This is a genomic window from Psychromonas sp. CNPT3 (assembly GCF_000153405.2).
Classification (GTDB): Bacteria; Pseudomonadota; Gammaproteobacteria; order Enterobacterales; family Psychromonadaceae; genus Psychromonas.
The window spans coordinates 2,068,002-2,084,891 of sequence record NC_020802.1 but is presented as its reverse complement, the minus strand read 5'-3'; the positions used below and the strand labels follow the sequence as shown (position 1 = coordinate 2,084,891).

The 16,890-nt window shown below is 39.5% G+C and carries 17 protein-coding genes and 6 tRNA genes; 11 read left to right on the top strand and 12 right to left on the bottom strand.

Annotated elements, in window-relative coordinates; translation table 11 throughout:
• Positions 1–157: 157 nt before the first annotated feature.
• Positions 158–1,603 carry a M48 family metalloprotease gene (locus tag PCNPT3_RS09070; RefSeq protein WP_015465580.1) on the bottom strand — a complete coding sequence of 482 codons (1,446 nt, stop codon included), beginning with the start codon at positions 1,601–1,603 and terminating at the stop codon, positions 158–160.
• Positions 1,604–1,721: 118 nt separating this feature from the next.
• Between PCNPT3_RS09070 and PCNPT3_RS09065 the strand changes: the two genes are divergently transcribed.
• Both PCNPT3_RS09065 and PCNPT3_RS09060 read left to right on the top strand, forming a co-directional pair.
• Positions 1,722–1,925, top strand: coding sequence for a hypothetical protein (locus tag PCNPT3_RS09065; protein WP_015465579.1), 204 nt, complete (start codon positions 1,722–1,724; stop codon positions 1,923–1,925).
• A 5-nt stretch (positions 1,926–1,930) separates the two neighbouring features.
• Complete coding sequence (locus tag PCNPT3_RS09060; protein ID WP_015465578.1) at positions 1,931–2,992, top strand: AI-2E family transporter; 1,062 nt, start codon at positions 1,931–1,933, stop codon at positions 2,990–2,992.
• Positions 2,993–3,170: 178 nt separating this feature from the next.
• On the opposite strand, the gene bcp is transcribed toward PCNPT3_RS09060, so the two are convergent.
• From bcp to ccoN, 11 genes are all read right to left on the bottom strand, one after another.
• Positions 3,171–3,638, bottom strand: a complete 468-nt coding sequence (bcp, locus tag PCNPT3_RS09055) for a thioredoxin-dependent thiol peroxidase (protein WP_015465577.1) — start codon at positions 3,636–3,638, stop codon at positions 3,171–3,173.
• Between the two features lie 11 nt (positions 3,639–3,649).
• Positions 3,650–4,588, bottom strand: a complete 939-nt coding sequence (gene uspE / locus PCNPT3_RS09050; RefSeq protein WP_015465576.1) for a universal stress protein UspE — start codon at positions 4,586–4,588, stop codon at positions 3,650–3,652.
• Positions 4,589–4,725: 137 nt separating this feature from the next.
• Positions 4,726–5,469, bottom strand: coding sequence for an FNR family transcription factor (locus tag PCNPT3_RS09045; RefSeq protein ID WP_015465575.1), 744 nt, complete (start codon positions 5,467–5,469; stop codon positions 4,726–4,728).
• A gap of 127 nt (positions 5,470–5,596) precedes the next feature.
• Positions 5,597–6,277 (bottom strand): sulfite exporter TauE/SafE family protein, encoded by a 681-nt coding sequence (locus tag PCNPT3_RS09040; protein ID WP_015465574.1) that lies wholly within the window; start codon positions 6,275–6,277, stop codon positions 5,597–5,599.
• Positions 6,267–6,452 carry a cbb3-type cytochrome oxidase assembly protein CcoS gene (gene ccoS, locus PCNPT3_RS09035; RefSeq protein WP_015465573.1) on the bottom strand — a complete coding sequence of 62 codons (186 nt, stop codon included), beginning with the start codon at positions 6,450–6,452 and terminating at the stop codon, positions 6,267–6,269. Before ccoS ends, PCNPT3_RS09040 begins: the two co-directional genes overlap by 11 nt.
• A gap of 1 nt (position 6,453) precedes the next feature.
• On the bottom strand, positions 6,454–8,844 hold the full coding sequence (locus PCNPT3_RS09030) for a heavy metal translocating P-type ATPase (RefSeq protein WP_041771290.1): 2,391 nt from the start codon (positions 8,842–8,844) through the stop codon (positions 6,454–6,456).
• Positions 8,841–9,311, bottom strand: coding sequence for a FixH family protein (locus tag PCNPT3_RS09025; protein WP_015465571.1), 471 nt, complete (start codon positions 9,309–9,311; stop codon positions 8,841–8,843). Before PCNPT3_RS09025 ends, PCNPT3_RS09030 begins: the two co-directional genes overlap by 4 nt.
• Before the next feature lie 89 nt (positions 9,312–9,400).
• Positions 9,401–10,363: a cytochrome-c oxidase, cbb3-type subunit III gene (gene ccoP, locus PCNPT3_RS09020; protein ID WP_015465570.1), complete on the bottom strand. Its 963-nt coding sequence runs from the start codon at positions 10,361–10,363 to the stop codon at positions 9,401–9,403.
• Positions 10,363–10,548 carry a cbb3-type cytochrome oxidase subunit 3 gene (locus PCNPT3_RS09015; RefSeq protein WP_015465569.1) on the bottom strand — a complete coding sequence of 62 codons (186 nt, stop codon included), beginning with the start codon at positions 10,546–10,548 and terminating at the stop codon, positions 10,363–10,365. Before PCNPT3_RS09015 ends, ccoP begins: the two co-directional genes overlap by 1 nt.
• A 45-nt stretch (positions 10,549–10,593) precedes the next feature.
• On the bottom strand, positions 10,594–11,196 hold the full coding sequence (gene ccoO, locus PCNPT3_RS09010) for a cytochrome-c oxidase, cbb3-type subunit II (protein ID WP_015465568.1): 603 nt from the start codon (positions 11,194–11,196) through the stop codon (positions 10,594–10,596).
• 3 nt (positions 11,197–11,199) lie between these two features.
• Entirely contained in the window at positions 11,200–12,633 is a 1,434-nt protein-coding gene (gene ccoN / locus PCNPT3_RS09005; RefSeq protein ID WP_015465567.1) for a cytochrome-c oxidase, cbb3-type subunit I, read from the bottom strand.
• A gap of 184 nt (positions 12,634–12,817) precedes the next feature.
• Between ccoN and PCNPT3_RS09000 the strand changes: the two genes are divergently transcribed.
• From PCNPT3_RS09000 to PCNPT3_RS08960, 9 genes are all read left to right on the top strand, one after another.
• The gene (locus tag PCNPT3_RS09000; RefSeq protein ID WP_156801524.1) at positions 12,818–13,282 is read left to right on the top strand and encodes a hypothetical protein; all 465 of its coding nucleotides are present in this window, start codon (positions 12,818–12,820) and stop codon (positions 13,280–13,282) included.
• Positions 13,283–13,551: 269 nt separating this feature from the next.
• A tRNA-Asn gene (locus PCNPT3_RS08995) sits at positions 13,552–13,627 on the top strand.
• A 69-nt stretch (positions 13,628–13,696) separates the two neighbouring features.
• Positions 13,697–13,772: transfer RNA gene (locus PCNPT3_RS08990), tRNA-Asn, on the top strand.
• Between the two features lie 56 nt (positions 13,773–13,828).
• Positions 13,829–13,904 (top strand) — tRNA-Asn (locus tag PCNPT3_RS08985).
• A 56-nt stretch (positions 13,905–13,960) separates the two neighbouring features.
• Positions 13,961–14,036: transfer RNA gene (locus PCNPT3_RS08980), tRNA-Asn, on the top strand.
• A 54-nt stretch (positions 14,037–14,090) separates the two neighbouring features.
• Positions 14,091–14,166 (top strand) — tRNA-Asn (locus PCNPT3_RS08975).
• 81 nt (positions 14,167–14,247) lie between these two features.
• Positions 14,248–14,323 (top strand) — tRNA-Asn (locus tag PCNPT3_RS08970).
• A 343-nt stretch (positions 14,324–14,666) separates the two neighbouring features.
• Positions 14,667–15,293, top strand: coding sequence for a uracil phosphoribosyltransferase (upp, locus tag PCNPT3_RS08965; protein ID WP_015465565.1), 627 nt, complete (start codon positions 14,667–14,669; stop codon positions 15,291–15,293).
• Between the two features lie 14 nt (positions 15,294–15,307).
• Positions 15,308–16,594, top strand: a complete 1,287-nt coding sequence (locus PCNPT3_RS08960) for a uracil-xanthine permease family protein (protein ID WP_015465564.1) — start codon at positions 15,308–15,310, stop codon at positions 16,592–16,594.
• Positions 16,595–16,890 lie beyond the last annotated feature (296 nt).

The window sequence follows — 16,890 nt, the reverse complement described above, 5'->3', positions numbered from 1 at the left end:
TTAATACAACGTTTTTAAAACCCACCTTTTCAAAACCAAGTTTTCAAAATCAATACATTCCAAAGCAAGACCTCTCAACTCAAGATATCCAAAATAAAATCCTTTTAAAAAATCGTTAAAACATTCGCTTTTAATCACGTCTCAATACAGATTAGTATTATTTTTGTAATGCTTGTAAACGTAAATCTTGTTGTCGATACACTTCTATTTTAGCGCTATAACGTGCTCTATCAAGAGTGCTTTGTGTATAAATTAATGCACTGCCTATCTCTTCACTGGCTGCTCTAAATCGCCCGAGCAAAGAATAATATTCAGCGCGTGTTGCATGCTCTTTTGCGCGGTCTTTAAGGGTTTTATAGACATCAATCGCCATTAAATGCGCTAATATATGTTGGGGGTTTTTACGTAAAAAAAGTGCCAATATTTTTTCGGCTTGTCGGTCTTGTTTATTTGCTTGCAAAGCCACCACTAAATTTAATGCCAGCACCGTATTTTTAGGGTGCGCTTTGTACTCTTTTGACAGTAAATCAATGGCTAAAATGGGATTTTTAAGTTGTATTGAAGTGTCGGTGATCAAATCCAGATAAAACAGATTGTGGGGCATCTTGTGCAGTAATGTTAAGGCTATTTCATGGGCTTTTTTCGGTTGTTTATTTTTAAAATAAGCTAATGCTAACGCATATTTTACACTGTCTTGTATTAAATAACGGTGGTTTGTTAGCTGGTTTTTGTAGTAATTAATAGCAGCGGGGGCTGAAATGTTGTTAAAGCGCACACTGATCCTTGCTTTGCTCAGTTGATATGCAAGTTTTGCTTTATAACGACGCTTAGGGAACCTATCGGCCCGTAAACGAGCTTCTGCTAAACGTGTTTCTGTTAAAGGGTGAGTGGAGAGCATGGCAGGGGGCATGGATGCATATTGATATTTTTGTGCCAATTTACTAAAAAAGTTTGCCATTCCACTGGGATCATAGCCTGCATTATATAATGTTTGAATACCAAGCCTATCCGCTTCATATTCATGTAAACGCGTATAGTTAATTTGCATTTGTGCATTAACCGCCATGCTGGTGGTTAATGCTGCTATACCGGCTGCTGGTGACACTAAGGCTAATAATACAGAGCCTGCCATAGCAGCCATAGATGCAGGGTTGCTTAACGATTGACGCTCTAGCATGCGCGCTAAATGGCGCTGCGTAATATGCGCTATTTCATGAGAAATAACACCTGCAAGTTCACTTTCATTTTTAGCATATAAAAAGAGACCAGTATGAATTTTCACATTACCGCCTAAAAACGCGGCTGCATTTATCTCTTTATCGTCAATAAGGAAAAAGTTAAAGGCTAATTTTACAGAATCTGCATGTGCGACTAAATTTTGTCCCAGATTATTAATGTAATTATTTAAAACCGGATCGTAAATAATAGGTAAAGATTGATTGGCTAATAAGTGAAATGCCCAGCCATATTCTTTTTCTTTTTCAAGGCTAAGCGCACCCGCGCCAACCGTACCAATATCGGGAAGATCATTTTGTGCATAGCTTAAACGGCTAAAAAACAGTAATATAAGAAACATTGTGCCTAGTCGGCCCTGTTTTGACATGTTAACCTCTCCTGAAAAATATAACAAAATCATAAACAAGCTTACATTTATTGCAAGCAATGATTTTTTTCATCGTCATTATCGCGATCTTGATAATATAAATACATGAGGGTTTTCGATGTATATTTTAGATTTACGTCATTGTCGCTGTCCTCTTTCGTTGTTGAAATTAAAAGAGTTTTTATTAACTAACCCCTTGGTCTCAGTACAGATATTATTTGCAACCGAGGTTGCGATGCAAGATATATTGTATTATTTAAAGAAAAAAAATTATCAGTATCAAGTGGATATGTTAAAAATACAATTACAAGCAAAAGGTTGAATTTGATGTTACAAGAGTTAACAATTTGGTATAAATCGCGCTTTTCAGATCCGCATTTAGGCGTACTTTTTGTCTCTTTATTGGGACTGTTTTTTACTATTTATTTTTTTGGGGGAATATTAACACCTTTATTTGTGGCCCTCGTTTTATCCTATCTTCTAGATTGGCCCGTTATGCATTTAATGCGCTTAAAAATAAGCCGTGGCTTAGCGACATTGATCGTAATGTCAGGCTTTATGTCGATTATGATATTTATGTTTATTGCCGTTGTGCCGACGGTCATAAAACAAGGTATTTCTTTATTACATGATCTCCCTGCGATGTTTAATCAGTCACAAATTTTTGTACTCACGCTGCCGAGTCGATACCCAGATTTAATTGATGCCAATACATTAGCGGGCCTGATGGAAAATTTACGTAATTATGTTTTAGAAAGTGGCGGTTTTTTACTATCACATTCTTTTTCATCATTGCTTAATCTTGCAGCGCTAATTATTTACGCGATTTTAGTGCCTTTAATGATGGTTTTTATGCTCAAGGATAAAAATATACTCATTAAACAGATGCTTAGATTTTTACCGACGCATCATAAATTAATCGATCAAGTTAGCCGCGAAATGAATATGCAGATAATGAATTATATTCGAGGCAAAGTGATTGAAATTATTATTGTCGGATTTTTCACTTATTTAGTCTTTTTGTTTTTAGATCTGCGCTACTCTGTTTTACTTGCCGTATTAGTGGGGTTTTCAGTATTGATCCCGTACATTGGTGCGGTGGTGGTAACGGTACCTGTGGCTGTTGTCGCGTTATTTCAATGGGGCCTAACCCCCGAGTTTGCCTATTTAATGTTAGCGTATGGGATAGTGCAGGCGCTTGATGGTAATTTAGTGGTGCCCATTTTATTTGCAGATGCTGTTAATTTACATCCGGTGATGATCATTATAGCGGTCTTAATTTTTGGGGGCTTATGGGGCTTTTGGGGGGTGTTTTTTGCCATTCCACTCGCAACACTTGTGAAAGCGCTACTTAACGCATTCCCTGAGAAAAAACTAATTGAGTCGTAAAATAGATACTCATCTCACGTAAATATGCTTGATTAGGGACTCTTTCTCGTTTAGCTGGCCCATTATTGTGATGTGGAACATGGCGTTGAGCTTGTGGGGTTTTCGCCTGCAGGGCCTTTGTCTAAGCACAAAAAGCGCGGATACATTTAATGTATCCGCGCTTTTTTGTACTTGATATTTAAAGACCGTTCAGGTGATCTAAGACAACTTGATGGTGCTCTTTGGTTTTAAATTTATCAAAAACATGTTCGATTTCACCCTTTTCATCAATTAAAAAACTAATGCGGTGTATACCGTCGTATGTTTTACCCATAAATTTCTTTTCTCCCCATACTCCAAAAGCTTCTGCAACTTGGTGATCTTCATCACTAAGAAGCGCAAAGTTTAACTCTTTTTTAAGGACAAAATTAGCAAGTTTTTTAACAGGATCTGGGCTAATACCATAAACCACTGTATTAAGCTCTGCTAGCTGTGTTTGGCTATCACGTAGGCCACAGGCTTGTGTAATACAACCCGGCGTCATAGCGCGAGGATAAAAGTAGATGAGCACTTTTTTGCCTTTTAAATCGGCTAAAGATACGGCATTATCGTTTTCATCTTGGAGGTTAAATAAAGGCGCTTTATCACCCTTGATCAATCGGTTCATCTGTTTTCTCTTTAGTCTATGGTAATGGGGCTTTTAAAGCCTTCTGGTTTTAATGCTAATAAATCGCAATCTAGATTATCAATGACTTGCTCTGCTGTGTGCCCGAGTAAAGTAGCACTAAATCCGGATCGACCCACGGTGCCGAGTACCACTAATTCGGCATCAATAGAACAGGCAACCTTACTGATAACATCTTCGGGTAATCCTTGTTTTAAATGGCAACGTTGTAGTGATATTGCATGCCTTTGCGCATAGTCGTTTAATATTTTCTCATGGAATTTCTTTAATCCATCTTCATAATCAATCGGATCAAATTCCGGTAATTCGAGCATGATATTTACCGGCGGGGTCGGGTAAGCATTGACCAAATGTACTTTTGCATTAATGATTTCCGACATGTCTTTTGCTTCATTAATGATTTGATTATTAAGTAGGTGGTGATCTTCTTCATCAAAGTCTTTACAGTCAATGGCACAAAGAATATTACCGCGCTCAGGCCAATGGCAATGCTTTACCAAAAGGACAGGAACGGGACATTTTCGTAATAAATTCCAATCGGTAGGGGTAAAGAAAATAGCACTGAGTTTAGAATGCGGATGAGTGGCTTTGATAAGTAAATCATAACCCTTTTTTAATATTTCAATAATGGCAGCTTGAAAAGGACGAGGGTGCCAAATAACGGAGAGTTCGACGCTAATACCAGGATAATTTAAAGGTTGAATAAGGGACTCTAACCATTCTTTATTTTCTTTAATAACAAGTTGTTGCATGGACTCACGTTCTTCTTTTGAACTAAGAGACGTCATTTCATAACTTAAATCATAACAACACATGAAAAGTGTGATTTTTGCACTGCTCTCTTTTTTGGCAATATCGAAAGCTCTGCTTAAGGCGGGTTGAGATACTTTGCTCGGATCGATAAAAACTAAAATATTTTGATATTTAAGCATACTAGACATCCTATTAATTAAGGTTGATAGGTATAATTTAGAGCAAAAATAGGCTTACGAATAGATCCTTCGTCATGAAACTGTCTTTTTTTTAAAAAAAAGGATCTTATTCAATATTTAAGTGTTGAACTAATATATTAAGGTTTATTACGTTCACCCGCTAAAAGTGCGAGTTGAACGCTATCTAACACACTGATATATTTGCCTTTTACCGCGATCATATCACTTTTTTGGAAGCGACCCAGTAAACGGCTGATGGTTTTAACGGTTAAGCCAAGATAGTTGCCAATATCACCACGCGTCATGGATAAGCGAAATTCTTTGGGAGAAAAACCACGCATCGCAAATCGATTCGATAAATTATAGATAAAAGAAGCAAGACGCTCTTCGGCATTTTTCTTTGAGAGTAATAAAATCATATTTTGGTCGCCCACAATTTCAGCGCTCATTAAGCGTAATATTTGTTGACGTAATTTTGGCATGCTCGTTGAAAGTTCATCCAACGTGTCATACGGGATCTCACAAATCATGGATGTTTCAAGCGCTTGGGCGAAACTTGGGTGTATACCGGTACTGATAGCATCAAAACCAATCAAGTCACCCGCCAAATGAAACGCAGTGATCTGCTCATCACCTTGTTCGGTAATGGTATAAGATTTTAGCGTGCCAGAGCGAATAGCGTAGAGACATTTCATATCTTCGCCGGCTTTAAATATTTCTTGGCCTTTTTGGATCGGTTTTTTACGATCAATAATATTGTCGAGGCGGTCGAGCTCTGTTTCATTAAGAGAGTAAGGAATGCAGAGCTGGCTAATACTACAATCGTGGCAGTGAATAGCACAACCACCTGTTTGAACGCGTGTTAGATTACTTTTTTCCATAATTCAGATATGTTCCAATTTTGACTTAAATCAAGTTTAACATTATTGTTACTTAGTTTGAATAGCCAGTAAAAGAGAGAGCACACTTTTGTTTCATAGACGTACGCGCAAGGAGAGTACACGCGGGTTATCGTAGTTGTAATAATGCAATATAAAAAGTTTGCACTGCAAAAAGGGCTAATATTAGACCACTTGTATAGCGGAAAAGCCGATGATTAAGGTAATATTTTAAATGTTGGGTTAATTTTCCCACACTGAGCATGGCGGGCATTGTGCCTAAACCAAAGCCGAGCATGATCAAAAATCCGTGGCTTGAACTGCCACTGCTGGCCGCCCATGAAAGCGTTGAATAGACTAAACCACAAGGTAGCCAACCCCAAAAAAATCCCAGTGGAAAGGCATATAAAGGGTGCTTAAGAGGCATGAAGTATTGTGCGAAGGGTTTAATAAAACGCCAGAAAAACTGTCCGAGTTGTTCGAGTTTTAAAAGCCCAAAATACAGGCGTGAAATATAAAGTGCTAAAAACAGCATCAGTACGGCAGCTAAAATGCGTAAGTAAATAAGGGCATCTTTACCACCGAAAAAGACAATAAGAGTGCTTCCTCCACCGGCAAATATAGCGCCAGCGAGTGAGTAACTGCTCACCCGTCCGATGTTGTAGAGGATAAGTGAAGCATAGGCGCTGAGTTTACTTACTTTTTGTTGTTCTGAAAAAGTGATGGCGCCAGCAATTCCTGAGCACATACCTAAGCAGTGCCCTGCACCGAGAAGGCCAATTAACAAGGCCGCGAGAAAATCATTCATCATGTGCTGATTTTTCTTTGTTAGACGGAGTGACTGGCTGATCGTCATCAAATAAAATATTCATACCTTCACGATCAAGGTCGCTATATTGATCTGTTTTTATTGCCCAAAAAAAGATGATCACGGCAATGCTGACAAATAACATCGCAACGGGAATTAAAATATAAATAATACTCATATTAGCGTTTCTCTTTGAGCAGACGTAAAGAATTACTGAGTACAATTAAAGAACTAAAAGACATGCCGAGTACCGCAACATAGGGCAGTACATGTCCACTAACCGCAAGTGGCACAATGATAATGTTGTAGAGCATCGCCCACGCAAGATTCTCTTTAATAATACGCGCTGTTTTTTGGGCATTTTCTTTTAGTGTAATAATTTTTCCCAGATCCGAGCCTAATAAAATAACATCTGCACTGTTTTTTGCAATATCTGTACCACTACTCAATGCAATAGATACGTGAGCGCCCGCTAACACGGGAGCGTCATTAATACCGTCACCCACCATTAAAACAGTTTCATGACGTTGTATTTTTTTCAAATAGGCGAGTTTACCTTGTGGGCTGACACCTTTACACAGAGTGTCTATTTTTAGCTGTTTTACTAATGCGTCACTGCGCATTGAGATATCACCACTTAAAAGGGTTGTTTTAATGTTGTTTGCATTACAATACTGCAATATATCCGCGGCACTCGGGCGTACTTGGTCACCTAATTCAAACGTGGCGATAAGTTTTGCATCGAGTGTTAAATAGATAAGTAAATTAGAGCATGGCGCGCTAGGTGCTATATTACAAAAAAGAGCATGACCCAGTTTAAGCGCTTTATCTTGATAGAGCGCCTGTACCCCTTCGCCAGGTTTATTTAATATCTGTGTTAGGAGGACTTTATCAACTTGTAGCGCGCTAAAAGCATGGGCAATCGGATGCTCTGATAAATGCTCGATTTGAGCTGCCAAATCCAGACACTGTTGCTTTGTATAATGCAGATAAGGCGTGCATTTTAGGACTTTAAAGTTGCCTTTGGTTAAGGTGCCCGTTTTATCAAAAATAATATGTTTAATGCCACTTAACGTCTCTAATACATGGTGTTTTTTAATTAAAATACCTTGTTTATTAAGGTTGGCGGTGGCGCAAGTGAGTGCGGTTGGCGTTGCCAGAGAAAGGGCGCAGGGGCAGGTGGCAACGAGGACCGAAAGGGTGATCCAAAAAGCCTGTGAGGCGTCGATAAAATGCCAGGAAATATAAGTGATGGTCGCTATCAATAACAGCGCGCCCACAAAGTAGCGTGATACTTTTGTGGCTAAAATTTCAATTTTAGGTTTATGCATCTGCGCATTGTTTTGCATATGAATAATGTCGGTGATTAAACTCTTTTGGATCACTTTTTCAACGCGGATTGTTAAGGGGCTACTAATATTAACGGTGCCAGCAAAAACGGGGCTATCAGGGCCTTTACTAATGGGCTCAGACTCGCCGGTTAACATAGACTCTTCAACGCTACTTTTACCGCTAACAATACAGCCATCGGCAGCAATACTTGCGCCCGCTTTCACTAAAATGAGTTGTCCAACCTTGAGCAACTTTGCCGGCATCAAAATCTGCTCATCACCTTCAAGGAGTGTGGCCATGGTAGGCAGTAATCGCAGTAAATTATTGCTGGTTTCAGAGGCTTTACGGCGCGCTCGAAGCTCCAGAGAGCGCCCCAGTAAAAGCAGAAAAGTAAACATTGAGACGGACTCAAAGTATACTTCACCTTGGCCGAAAATAGTGGCATAAGCTGAAGCGCTGTAGGCGCTTAATAACGCAATAGAGATAGGGATATCCATGCCCAATGTGCGCTGTTTTATGTCGCGCCAAGCATTAATGTAAAATGGTTGCGCGCTATACAAGAGCACGGGGGTGGCGAGAATAAAACTGACCCAGCGAAAGTATTGTATGAACTGCGTCTCCATGGAGGAGAAAAAGTCGCCATAAAGGGCAATCGCAAACATCATAATTTGCATGGTAGCAAGGCCTGCGAGGCCTAATCGGCGTAAATAAGCTTTTGCTTGTTGTTGATAGAATAACTCTTCTTTATCCATTTGAAAGGGATAAGCTTTATAGCCAATTTCTTGAATGGCTTTTAAGAGGGCGCTGAGTTTAACCTGTTTGTTATCCCAGTGCAGGGCAATGCGTTGTAAGGTGGTATTGACGTTAATAAAGTGTAAACCGGGGATGTGGCGTAGCTGTTTCTCAATTAACCAAGCACAAGCTGCACAAGTGACACCTTCTACCGTTAAGGTGATCTCGTTAAATTCATCACCTTGTTTTATATAATCTTCTTGTATTTTTTCGATGTCGTAATATTCAAGTTTTTGCAGTTCTTCTGGGATCAATGTGTCAACTTTAAGCGCAGGCGCGCTGCGATGCTCATAATAAGAGCCCGCGCCGCTATCCATGATCATTTGCGCGACAGCCTGGCACCCAGGGCAACAAAAATCTTGGTTTATTCCCTTTATGTTGACTTGAAAATGGGTGTGCGCAGGATTGGGCTCATTGCAGTGGAAACACTGCGTCGATTGTGTCATTGCATTAGGATATTTTTAGAGGGTAAATAAATCGTTTTTTCTAAACGCCAACTTTTATCAAATGGCTCAATACGTAACCGCCATTTTCCTGTTAATACTTTTTCACTTTCAAAATGATAACGTCCTTGCGCGTCGGCTGTGAGCATTGTTACGTGATCTCTTTGCGCAATGGTGGGATGATGCAATGAAAAAAGGATGGCACTGTACTCTTTTAAACCAACAAAACTCACCGATAACTGGTTTTCAGTTTGGGTAACCGTTGCTTCTATACCGCGTTTCTTTGCTTCTTTTAATAAAGACAGATCAACATTAATTGCTTTTCCTACCGTATAGTAATCATCGACGACCATATCAGGCTGGTTATTTGTTGCGATAACGAAGGTACTTATACTGGCAACGACCGCACACAGCGGTAAAATGATTAAAAACCAAGGCCAAAATTGTTTAAACCAATTATCATTTTTCATATTTTTAATTAAATATCTCTGCGCCCTAAGGCATTATTGATAAGAAAGGGGAGATCTATTTTATTTATAAAACAGACCCACCCTCATTTCTATTTTTTCATGGATAAAGAGTACACAAATGCGCTAATAAGATGCACTTTATCTTCACCTAATACTTCAGACCATGCTGGCATAACGCCACCGCGACCATTGGCAATGGTTGCTTCAACCGCTTTTCTCGAACCGCCATATAACCATGTTTTATCGGTTAAATTAGGCGCGCCAAAAACGTAAGATCCTTTACCATCTGCGCCATGACAAGCTGCACAAAGGGCAAATTTCTTTTGTCCCGCTTTTGCTTCAAGCGCATTCACGCGGCGACCACTGAGTTGTAAAACATAACTGGCGACTTCTTTAACGCCTTGTTTGCCTCCGAGTATATCCTTCCAAGCTGCCATCACACCCGATCGGCCATGCATAATACTTGTTTTAATGGCCACTTCTGTTCCGCCATATAGCCAATCATCATCGGTTAAGTTAGGGAACCCTTTACTGCCCCTCGCATCAGAGCCATGGCACATCGCACAGTTTTGTAGGAATAAACGTTGCCCTACTTTTAGCGCTTCGGGATCTTTAGCGATATAACTTAGTGTTTTATAGGTACCATCATCGTTAGAGATAAGTTGTTTAAATACCGCGCCATATTTGATTTCAGCTAAATCCATTTCACGTTGATATTGAGAATGCGATGTTTTCGCGCGGAGCTTAGATTCTTGTGGCGACATTACATCTTTATCGGCACTCGTCCAATCCAATAATCCATTATAATTAGCAGTAAACGTGGGGTAAGCAAAGCTATAAGTAACTGCTGCGAAAATGGTAAACCAAAATAATCCTACCCACCACTTAGGTAAGGGGTTATTTAACTCTTGGATACCATCAAAAGTGTGAGGCATCGGCTCACCTTCGGGTATTCCTGTATCATTTTTTGAGGTTGCTCTGAGTAAAATCGCACAACCAATTACCACGATAAGGGTAATGATAGAGATCCACATTGACCAAAAAAGGCTCATTATTTTTTCACTCCTGATTTTTCATTGTGTTTCTTTTCCAATGTATTTAAGTCATCATCAAAAATAGAATTGGCGATGTTTTCAAATGATTTCTTATGCTTTTTACTATAAGCCCATAAGATCAATGCCACAAAAATAATGATCAGAAACAGGGTGTATAAGCCGTTAAACGTCGCGTAATTCATAAATTCTCCTGTGCACCATGGGCTTTTTAGTGCCCATGTACACGCTTATTTAAAGGCATGACCAAGGGATTGTAAGTAGGCAATTAATGCCTGCATCTCAGTCTTACCGGCTACGGCTTTTTGTGCGCCAGCAATATCTTCATCGGTGTAAGGAACGCCAAAATTATTACGAAATATTTCTAATTTTCGCTGTGTATCTTCACCGCTTAAAATATTATCGGCAAGCCAAGGGAATCCTGGCATATTCGATTGTGGTACTACGTCGCGCGGGTTCATCAAATGCACTTCATGCCATGCATCAGAATAACGTTTACCAACGCGCGCAAGATCAGGGCCTGTACGTTTAGAGCCCCAAAGAAAAGGATGCTCCCAAACGTGTTCACCCGCTAAGCTATAATGGCCGTAACGCTCCGTTTCTGCACGAAAAGGACGGATCATCTGACTATGACAAACATGACAACCTTCTCGAATGTAAATGTCACGACCTTCCATTTGTAGCGCCGTGTAAGGACGTAATGTATCCACCGGCTCAGTTGTTTCTTTTTGGAAAAGCAAAGGTACTATCTGAGCGAGCCCCCCAAAACTGATCGCGACAATGATCAATATTGCTAATAAGCCTACATTTTTTTCAATTAATTCATGTTTCATAACTTACTCCCCCAATTCTTGAGGTTGAATAGAGCCTTTTTCTGCACTGATCGTTTTATAAGTATTGTAAGCCAAAATTAACATTCCACTTAAGAATATAAGGCCACCCACAAATCGAATGGTGTAGAACGGATAAGACTTTTCGAGAGACTCTACAAAAGTGTACGTTAAAGTGCCATCGCTATTAACCGCACGCCACATTAGCCCTTGCATAACACCTGAGATCCACATGGCGACGATATACAACACCGTACCAATCGTAGCTAGCCAAAAGTGTAGATTGATCAACGCAACACTGTACATGCCTTTTTGATCAAATAATTTAGGTATTAAATGGTAAATCGCACCAATGGTTATCATAGCAACCCAGCCGAGTGCGCCTGAGTGTACGTGACCGATAGTCCAGTCAGTATAATGCGAAAGTGCATTAACAGTTTTAATCGCCATCATCGGACCTTCAAAGGTCGACATGCCGTAAAAAGATAAAGAGACCACTAAGAAACGTAAAATAGGATCGGTACGTAATTTATGCCATGCGCCTGATAACGTCATAATCCCATTTATCATGCCTCCCCAAGACGGTGCAAATAAAATCAGTGACATAACCATACCTAATGATTGAGCCCAATCAGGTAATGCGGTGTAATGTAAGTGATGCGGACCTGCCCAAATGTATACGGCAATCAATGCCCAGAAATGGATGATAGATAAGCGATATGAGTAAACCGGGCGATTTGCTTGTTTAGGGACAAAGTAATACATCATGCCTAAAAAGCCTGCGGTTAGTAGGAAGCCCACTGCATTATGTCCATACCACCATTGCACCATGGCATCGACTGCCCCTGCATAGATAGAATAAGATTTCATGCCCGTTAGTGAGACAGGGATCGCTAAACTATTAAAGATATGTAATACCGCGACGGTGAGGATAAAAGCCCCAAAAAACCAGTTGGCAACATATATATGTGATGTTTTACGTATCGCTAGTGTGCCAAAAAACACAATCGCGTAACATACCCAAACAAAGGTGATTAAGAGATCAATCGGCCATTCCAGCTCGGCATATTCTTTAGACGTGGTATAACCTAAAGGTAAGGATATTACCGCTGAAAGAATGACGAGTTGCCAGCCCCAAAACACCACAGAGGCAAGTGAACCACCAAAAAGCCTCGTTTGGCAGGTGCGCTGCACCACGTAAAATGAGGTAGCCATCAAGGCAGACACACCAAATGCAAAGATAACTGCATTGGTATGTAAAGGTCGTAAGCGGCTGTAAGTAAACCAAGGTGTATCAAAATTTAATGCGGGCCAAATAAGTTGGGCTGCGATGATCACCCCAACGCTCATGCCGACAATACCCCAGAATATTGTCGTCAGTGTAAATTGACGTACAACTTTCATATTGTAGTCAGGTTGAGGTATGGTTATGCTGGTCATTGTTAATATCCCATCTGTGTATTTAAAATGTAGATTAAAGATAACTAAATTTGAGAATAGTACTTCAATAATGGCGAAGTGTACGTGATAATGTAAAAAAGGGGTAGGTTGACGTTGATGAATTGTTAACAAATAAACTACTTATGTTAAGAAGTGTGTGCTGGCTACTATTTTCTAAGGAATTATGATGTTAACAAAAACAAGAATTGTACAGTTATTGCTTATGTTGGTGCTTTTAATCGGTTTGGTCGTCTGGCAAACTTATAGCAAAGAAAAGACGCTCGTTGTGCAAACATTGAAAATAACGCAGATCCAACGTTGTGATGATGTCAAAGAATGCCAATTAGATGCCAACAGTGAATATTGGATAAAAATCGATGAAGATCCTATCAAAGCGGAACAATGGATAAATTTCACCTTACAACATAAAAATAAAGAGATGCAGGTCCTCAGCGCCAAAATCGTGGGGAAAAATATGTACATGGGTGAAATAAAACTGGATTTCAAAGAAAATGCAAACAAGGATTGGAAAGCGAAAGTTATTTTAGCCGCTTGTACTATGCCAATGATGCGTTGGAGCTTACAAATTCAAGTCAAAGGTGAATATCAACCGGAAACCTTAATGTTTGATTTTAATATTCAGCATTAAAAAATAAAAACCGGTGTAAGAAAGAGGACTCCTTTTAAGGGGCACCTCAATAAATTTTAAAAAGAGTGTATTTTTAAAATCTATTGAGGTTATTTGTTTAAATTGCTCTATAAATGAGCAAAACGGCTATCTTTTGTGATTGGTTGCTTGAATTCTCAGCAACCGATTCTTTTATCTCCCTTTTTGGTTGACAGAAACAAATGCAAAAAATATACTGCGCACATCTTTAGAACGCTGTTTGTAAAAACACGCTGTTTTTAAAATATAATTCCTCTTTAGCTCAGTTGGTAGAGCAACGGACTGTTAATCCGTGTGTCGCTGGTTCAAGCCCAGCAAGAGGAGCCAAATATAGTTATTTTGTTGTAAACTTTTGTTGTAAACAAGGTAACGAGTCGGAAGACTTAAAAAGACAATTCCTCTTTAGCTCAGTTGGTAGAGCAACGGACTGTTAATCCGTGTGTCGCTGGTTCAAGCCCAGCAAGAGGAGCCAATATAGTTATTTTGTTATTAAACAAGGTAACGAGTCGGTAGACTTAAAAAGACAATTCCTCTTTAGCTCAGTTGGTAGAGCAACGGACTGTTAATCCGTGTGTCGCTGGTTCAAGCCCAGCAAGAGGAGCCAATACAGTTATTTTGTTATTAAACAAGGTAACGAGTCGGAAGACTTAAAAAGACAATTCCTCTTTAGCTCAGTTGGTAGAGCAACGGACTGTTAATCCGTGTGTCGCTGGTTCAAGCCCAGCAAGAGGAGCCAATACAGTTATTTTGTGTAAACAAGGTAACGAGTCGGAAGACTTAAAAAGACAATTCCTCTTTAGCTCAGTTGGTAGAGCAACGGACTGTTAATCCGTGTGTCGCTGGTTCAAGCCCAGCAAGAGGAGCCAATATAGTTATTTTGTTGTAAACTTTTGTTGTAAACTTTTGTTGTAAACAAGGTAACGAGTCGGAAGACTTAAAAAGACAATTCCTCTTTAGCTCAGTTGGTAGAGCAACGGACTGTTAATCCGTGTGTCGCTGGTTCAAGTCCAGCAAGAGGAGCCATATTTAAGCCCTAAGTTCTCTGAACTTAGGGCTTTTTTCGAATATCTGAAAGAATAGTATATTCAAAATATCAAATCGCTTAAAATAGGCGATAATAATAGTATTGAATATTTATTGAGCGAGGCTAATATGACAGGTTTATATAAAAAATTAAGGGTAAAGATAGATGCTATGGCATATATTCCCTTTATTTATATGCCTACGTGGCGTCATCGAGAATATAAAAATTAAATTAAAGAATTAAAGAGCTGTAACCTTAGTGTTATTGCTCTTTTTTTATACGTATTTATTGTGTAAAAAAGAGATCGGTTGTTTTATTTAAACATTGTCCAAGGAGATGAACATGAAAGTAATAGAAGTTAAACACCCACTAGTACAGCATAAATTAGGTCTAATGCGTGAAGGCGATATTAGTACAAAACGTTTTCGTGAATTAGCGCGTGAGGTTTCTAGTTTATTAACTTATGAAGCAACGAAAGATTTAGAACTTGAAGATGTCACTATCAATGGTTGGGATGGTGAAATTGTTGTGCAACAAATTAAAGGAAAAAAAGCCACTGTCGTGCCAATCTTACGAGCTGGATTAGGCATGATGGATGGTGTTTTAGAGAATATTCCAAGCGCGAAAGTGAGCGTAGTCGGTATTTATCGCGATGAAAAAACACTTGAGCCTATTCCTTATTTCTCTAAATTAGTTGGCCAAATTGATGAGCGTCTCGCATTAGTGGTTGATCCCATGCTTGCAACGGGTGGCTCAATGATTTCAACGCTAGATCTTCTTAAGGCAAGCGGTTGTACGAATATTAAAGTACTTATTTTAGTAGCAGCGCCTGAGGGCCTAAAAGCCTTAGAAGCAGCTTACCCAGATATCGAAGTTTATACAGCGTCGATTGATTCGCACCTAAATGCACAAGGATATATTGTGCCTGGACTAGGTGATGCTGGCGATAAGATTTTTGGTACTAAATAAGACAGGAGAAAGGGATGTCCGCTAATACGCCACAACCAGTAAATGAAAAAAATAGCCAGGTAAAGGAAGATTTAACGGCTAATTTTAATACGCTTCAACAAATATTTGCCGGCGGGCAAATGTTATTTGTGGCCTTTGGGGCATTAGTTTTAATGCCTTTAATTACCGGTCTTGATGCCAATGTTGCTCTGTTTACCGCAGGTCTTGGTACCTTGTTATTTCAATGGGTGACGAAAGGGCAAGTGCCTATCTTTTTAGCGTCATCTTTTGCGTTTATTGCGCCTATTACCTATGGCGTACAAACGTGGGGAATTGCGGGAACGATGTCTGGTCTTTTTGCGGCCGGCCTCGTTTATATGCTGATGTCCTATGCCGTTAAAGTGCGTGGTGTTGATTTTATTCATCGTTTATTACCCCCTGTAGTTGTGGGACCTGTGATCATGGTGATTGGTCTAGGCCTTGCGCCAATGGCTGTGAACATGGCAATTGGTAAATCAGGCGATGGCTCTATTGTTTTTATTGCCTATGAAACCGCGTTAATGATTTCATTACCGGCTTTATTAGCTACCTTATTGATATCGACAATGGCTAAAGGTGTATTAAAATTAGTACCTATTTTCGCTGGAGTATTAGTGGGTTATTTATTAGCCTTTTACTTTGGTGTGGTCGATTTTACTGCGATAGCAAATGCACCTTGGTTTAGTGTGCCAAAGTTTGTCGCACCGGAATGGAACTGGCATGCGGTATTATTTATGATCCCGGTGGCGATTGCGCCAGCCGTTGAGCATGTTGGTGATATCCTTGCTATTAGTAATGTGACGGGTAAGGATTTCCTTAAAAAGCCGGGCTTGCACCGCACTTTATTTGGTGATGGGCTCGCAACGAGCGTATCTGCTTTATTCGGGGGACCTCCTAATACTACGTATAGTGAAGTCACTGGCGCGGTTATGCTCACCCGTAATTTTAATCCAAAAATTATGATATGGGCTGCGATCATTGCGATCGTGTTAGCTTTTGTGGGTAAGTTTGGCGCTATATTGCAAACAATCCCTGTTGCAGTAATGGGCGGGATCATGATTTTATTATTCGGTAGTATTGCATCAGTTGGCTTAAATACGTTAATTCGTCATCAAGTTGATTTATCACATCCGCGTAATTTATGTATTGTTTCAGTGACATTAGTGTTTGGTATTGGTGGCATGGCCTTTGGTTTTGGCTCATTTAGCTTACAAGGTGTGAGTTTATGTGGTGTTGTTGCCATCGTACTCAACTTATGTTTGCCGAAAATGGATCAAGAATAAAGATAAATGTTTTGATGCATTAACCTGTAAATAAAAACGTACTCACTAGAGTACGTTTTTTTATGCCTAAAATTAAGTATGAAAAGTATGAGGCTTTTATTTTTGAAGATGTGATCATTATTAAAACCTACGCACTTCTCTATTAATTTATCTACTCATCATTCCCAGTATTATGTTAAGGATCAGCGCTAAGTTAATGTATTAATTGAATGATTTTATGAGGCTTTTATACACATAAAAATAATGTGTTATTATTGGTAACTATTTTATGCTTTACGTATCAATTAATGGACTAG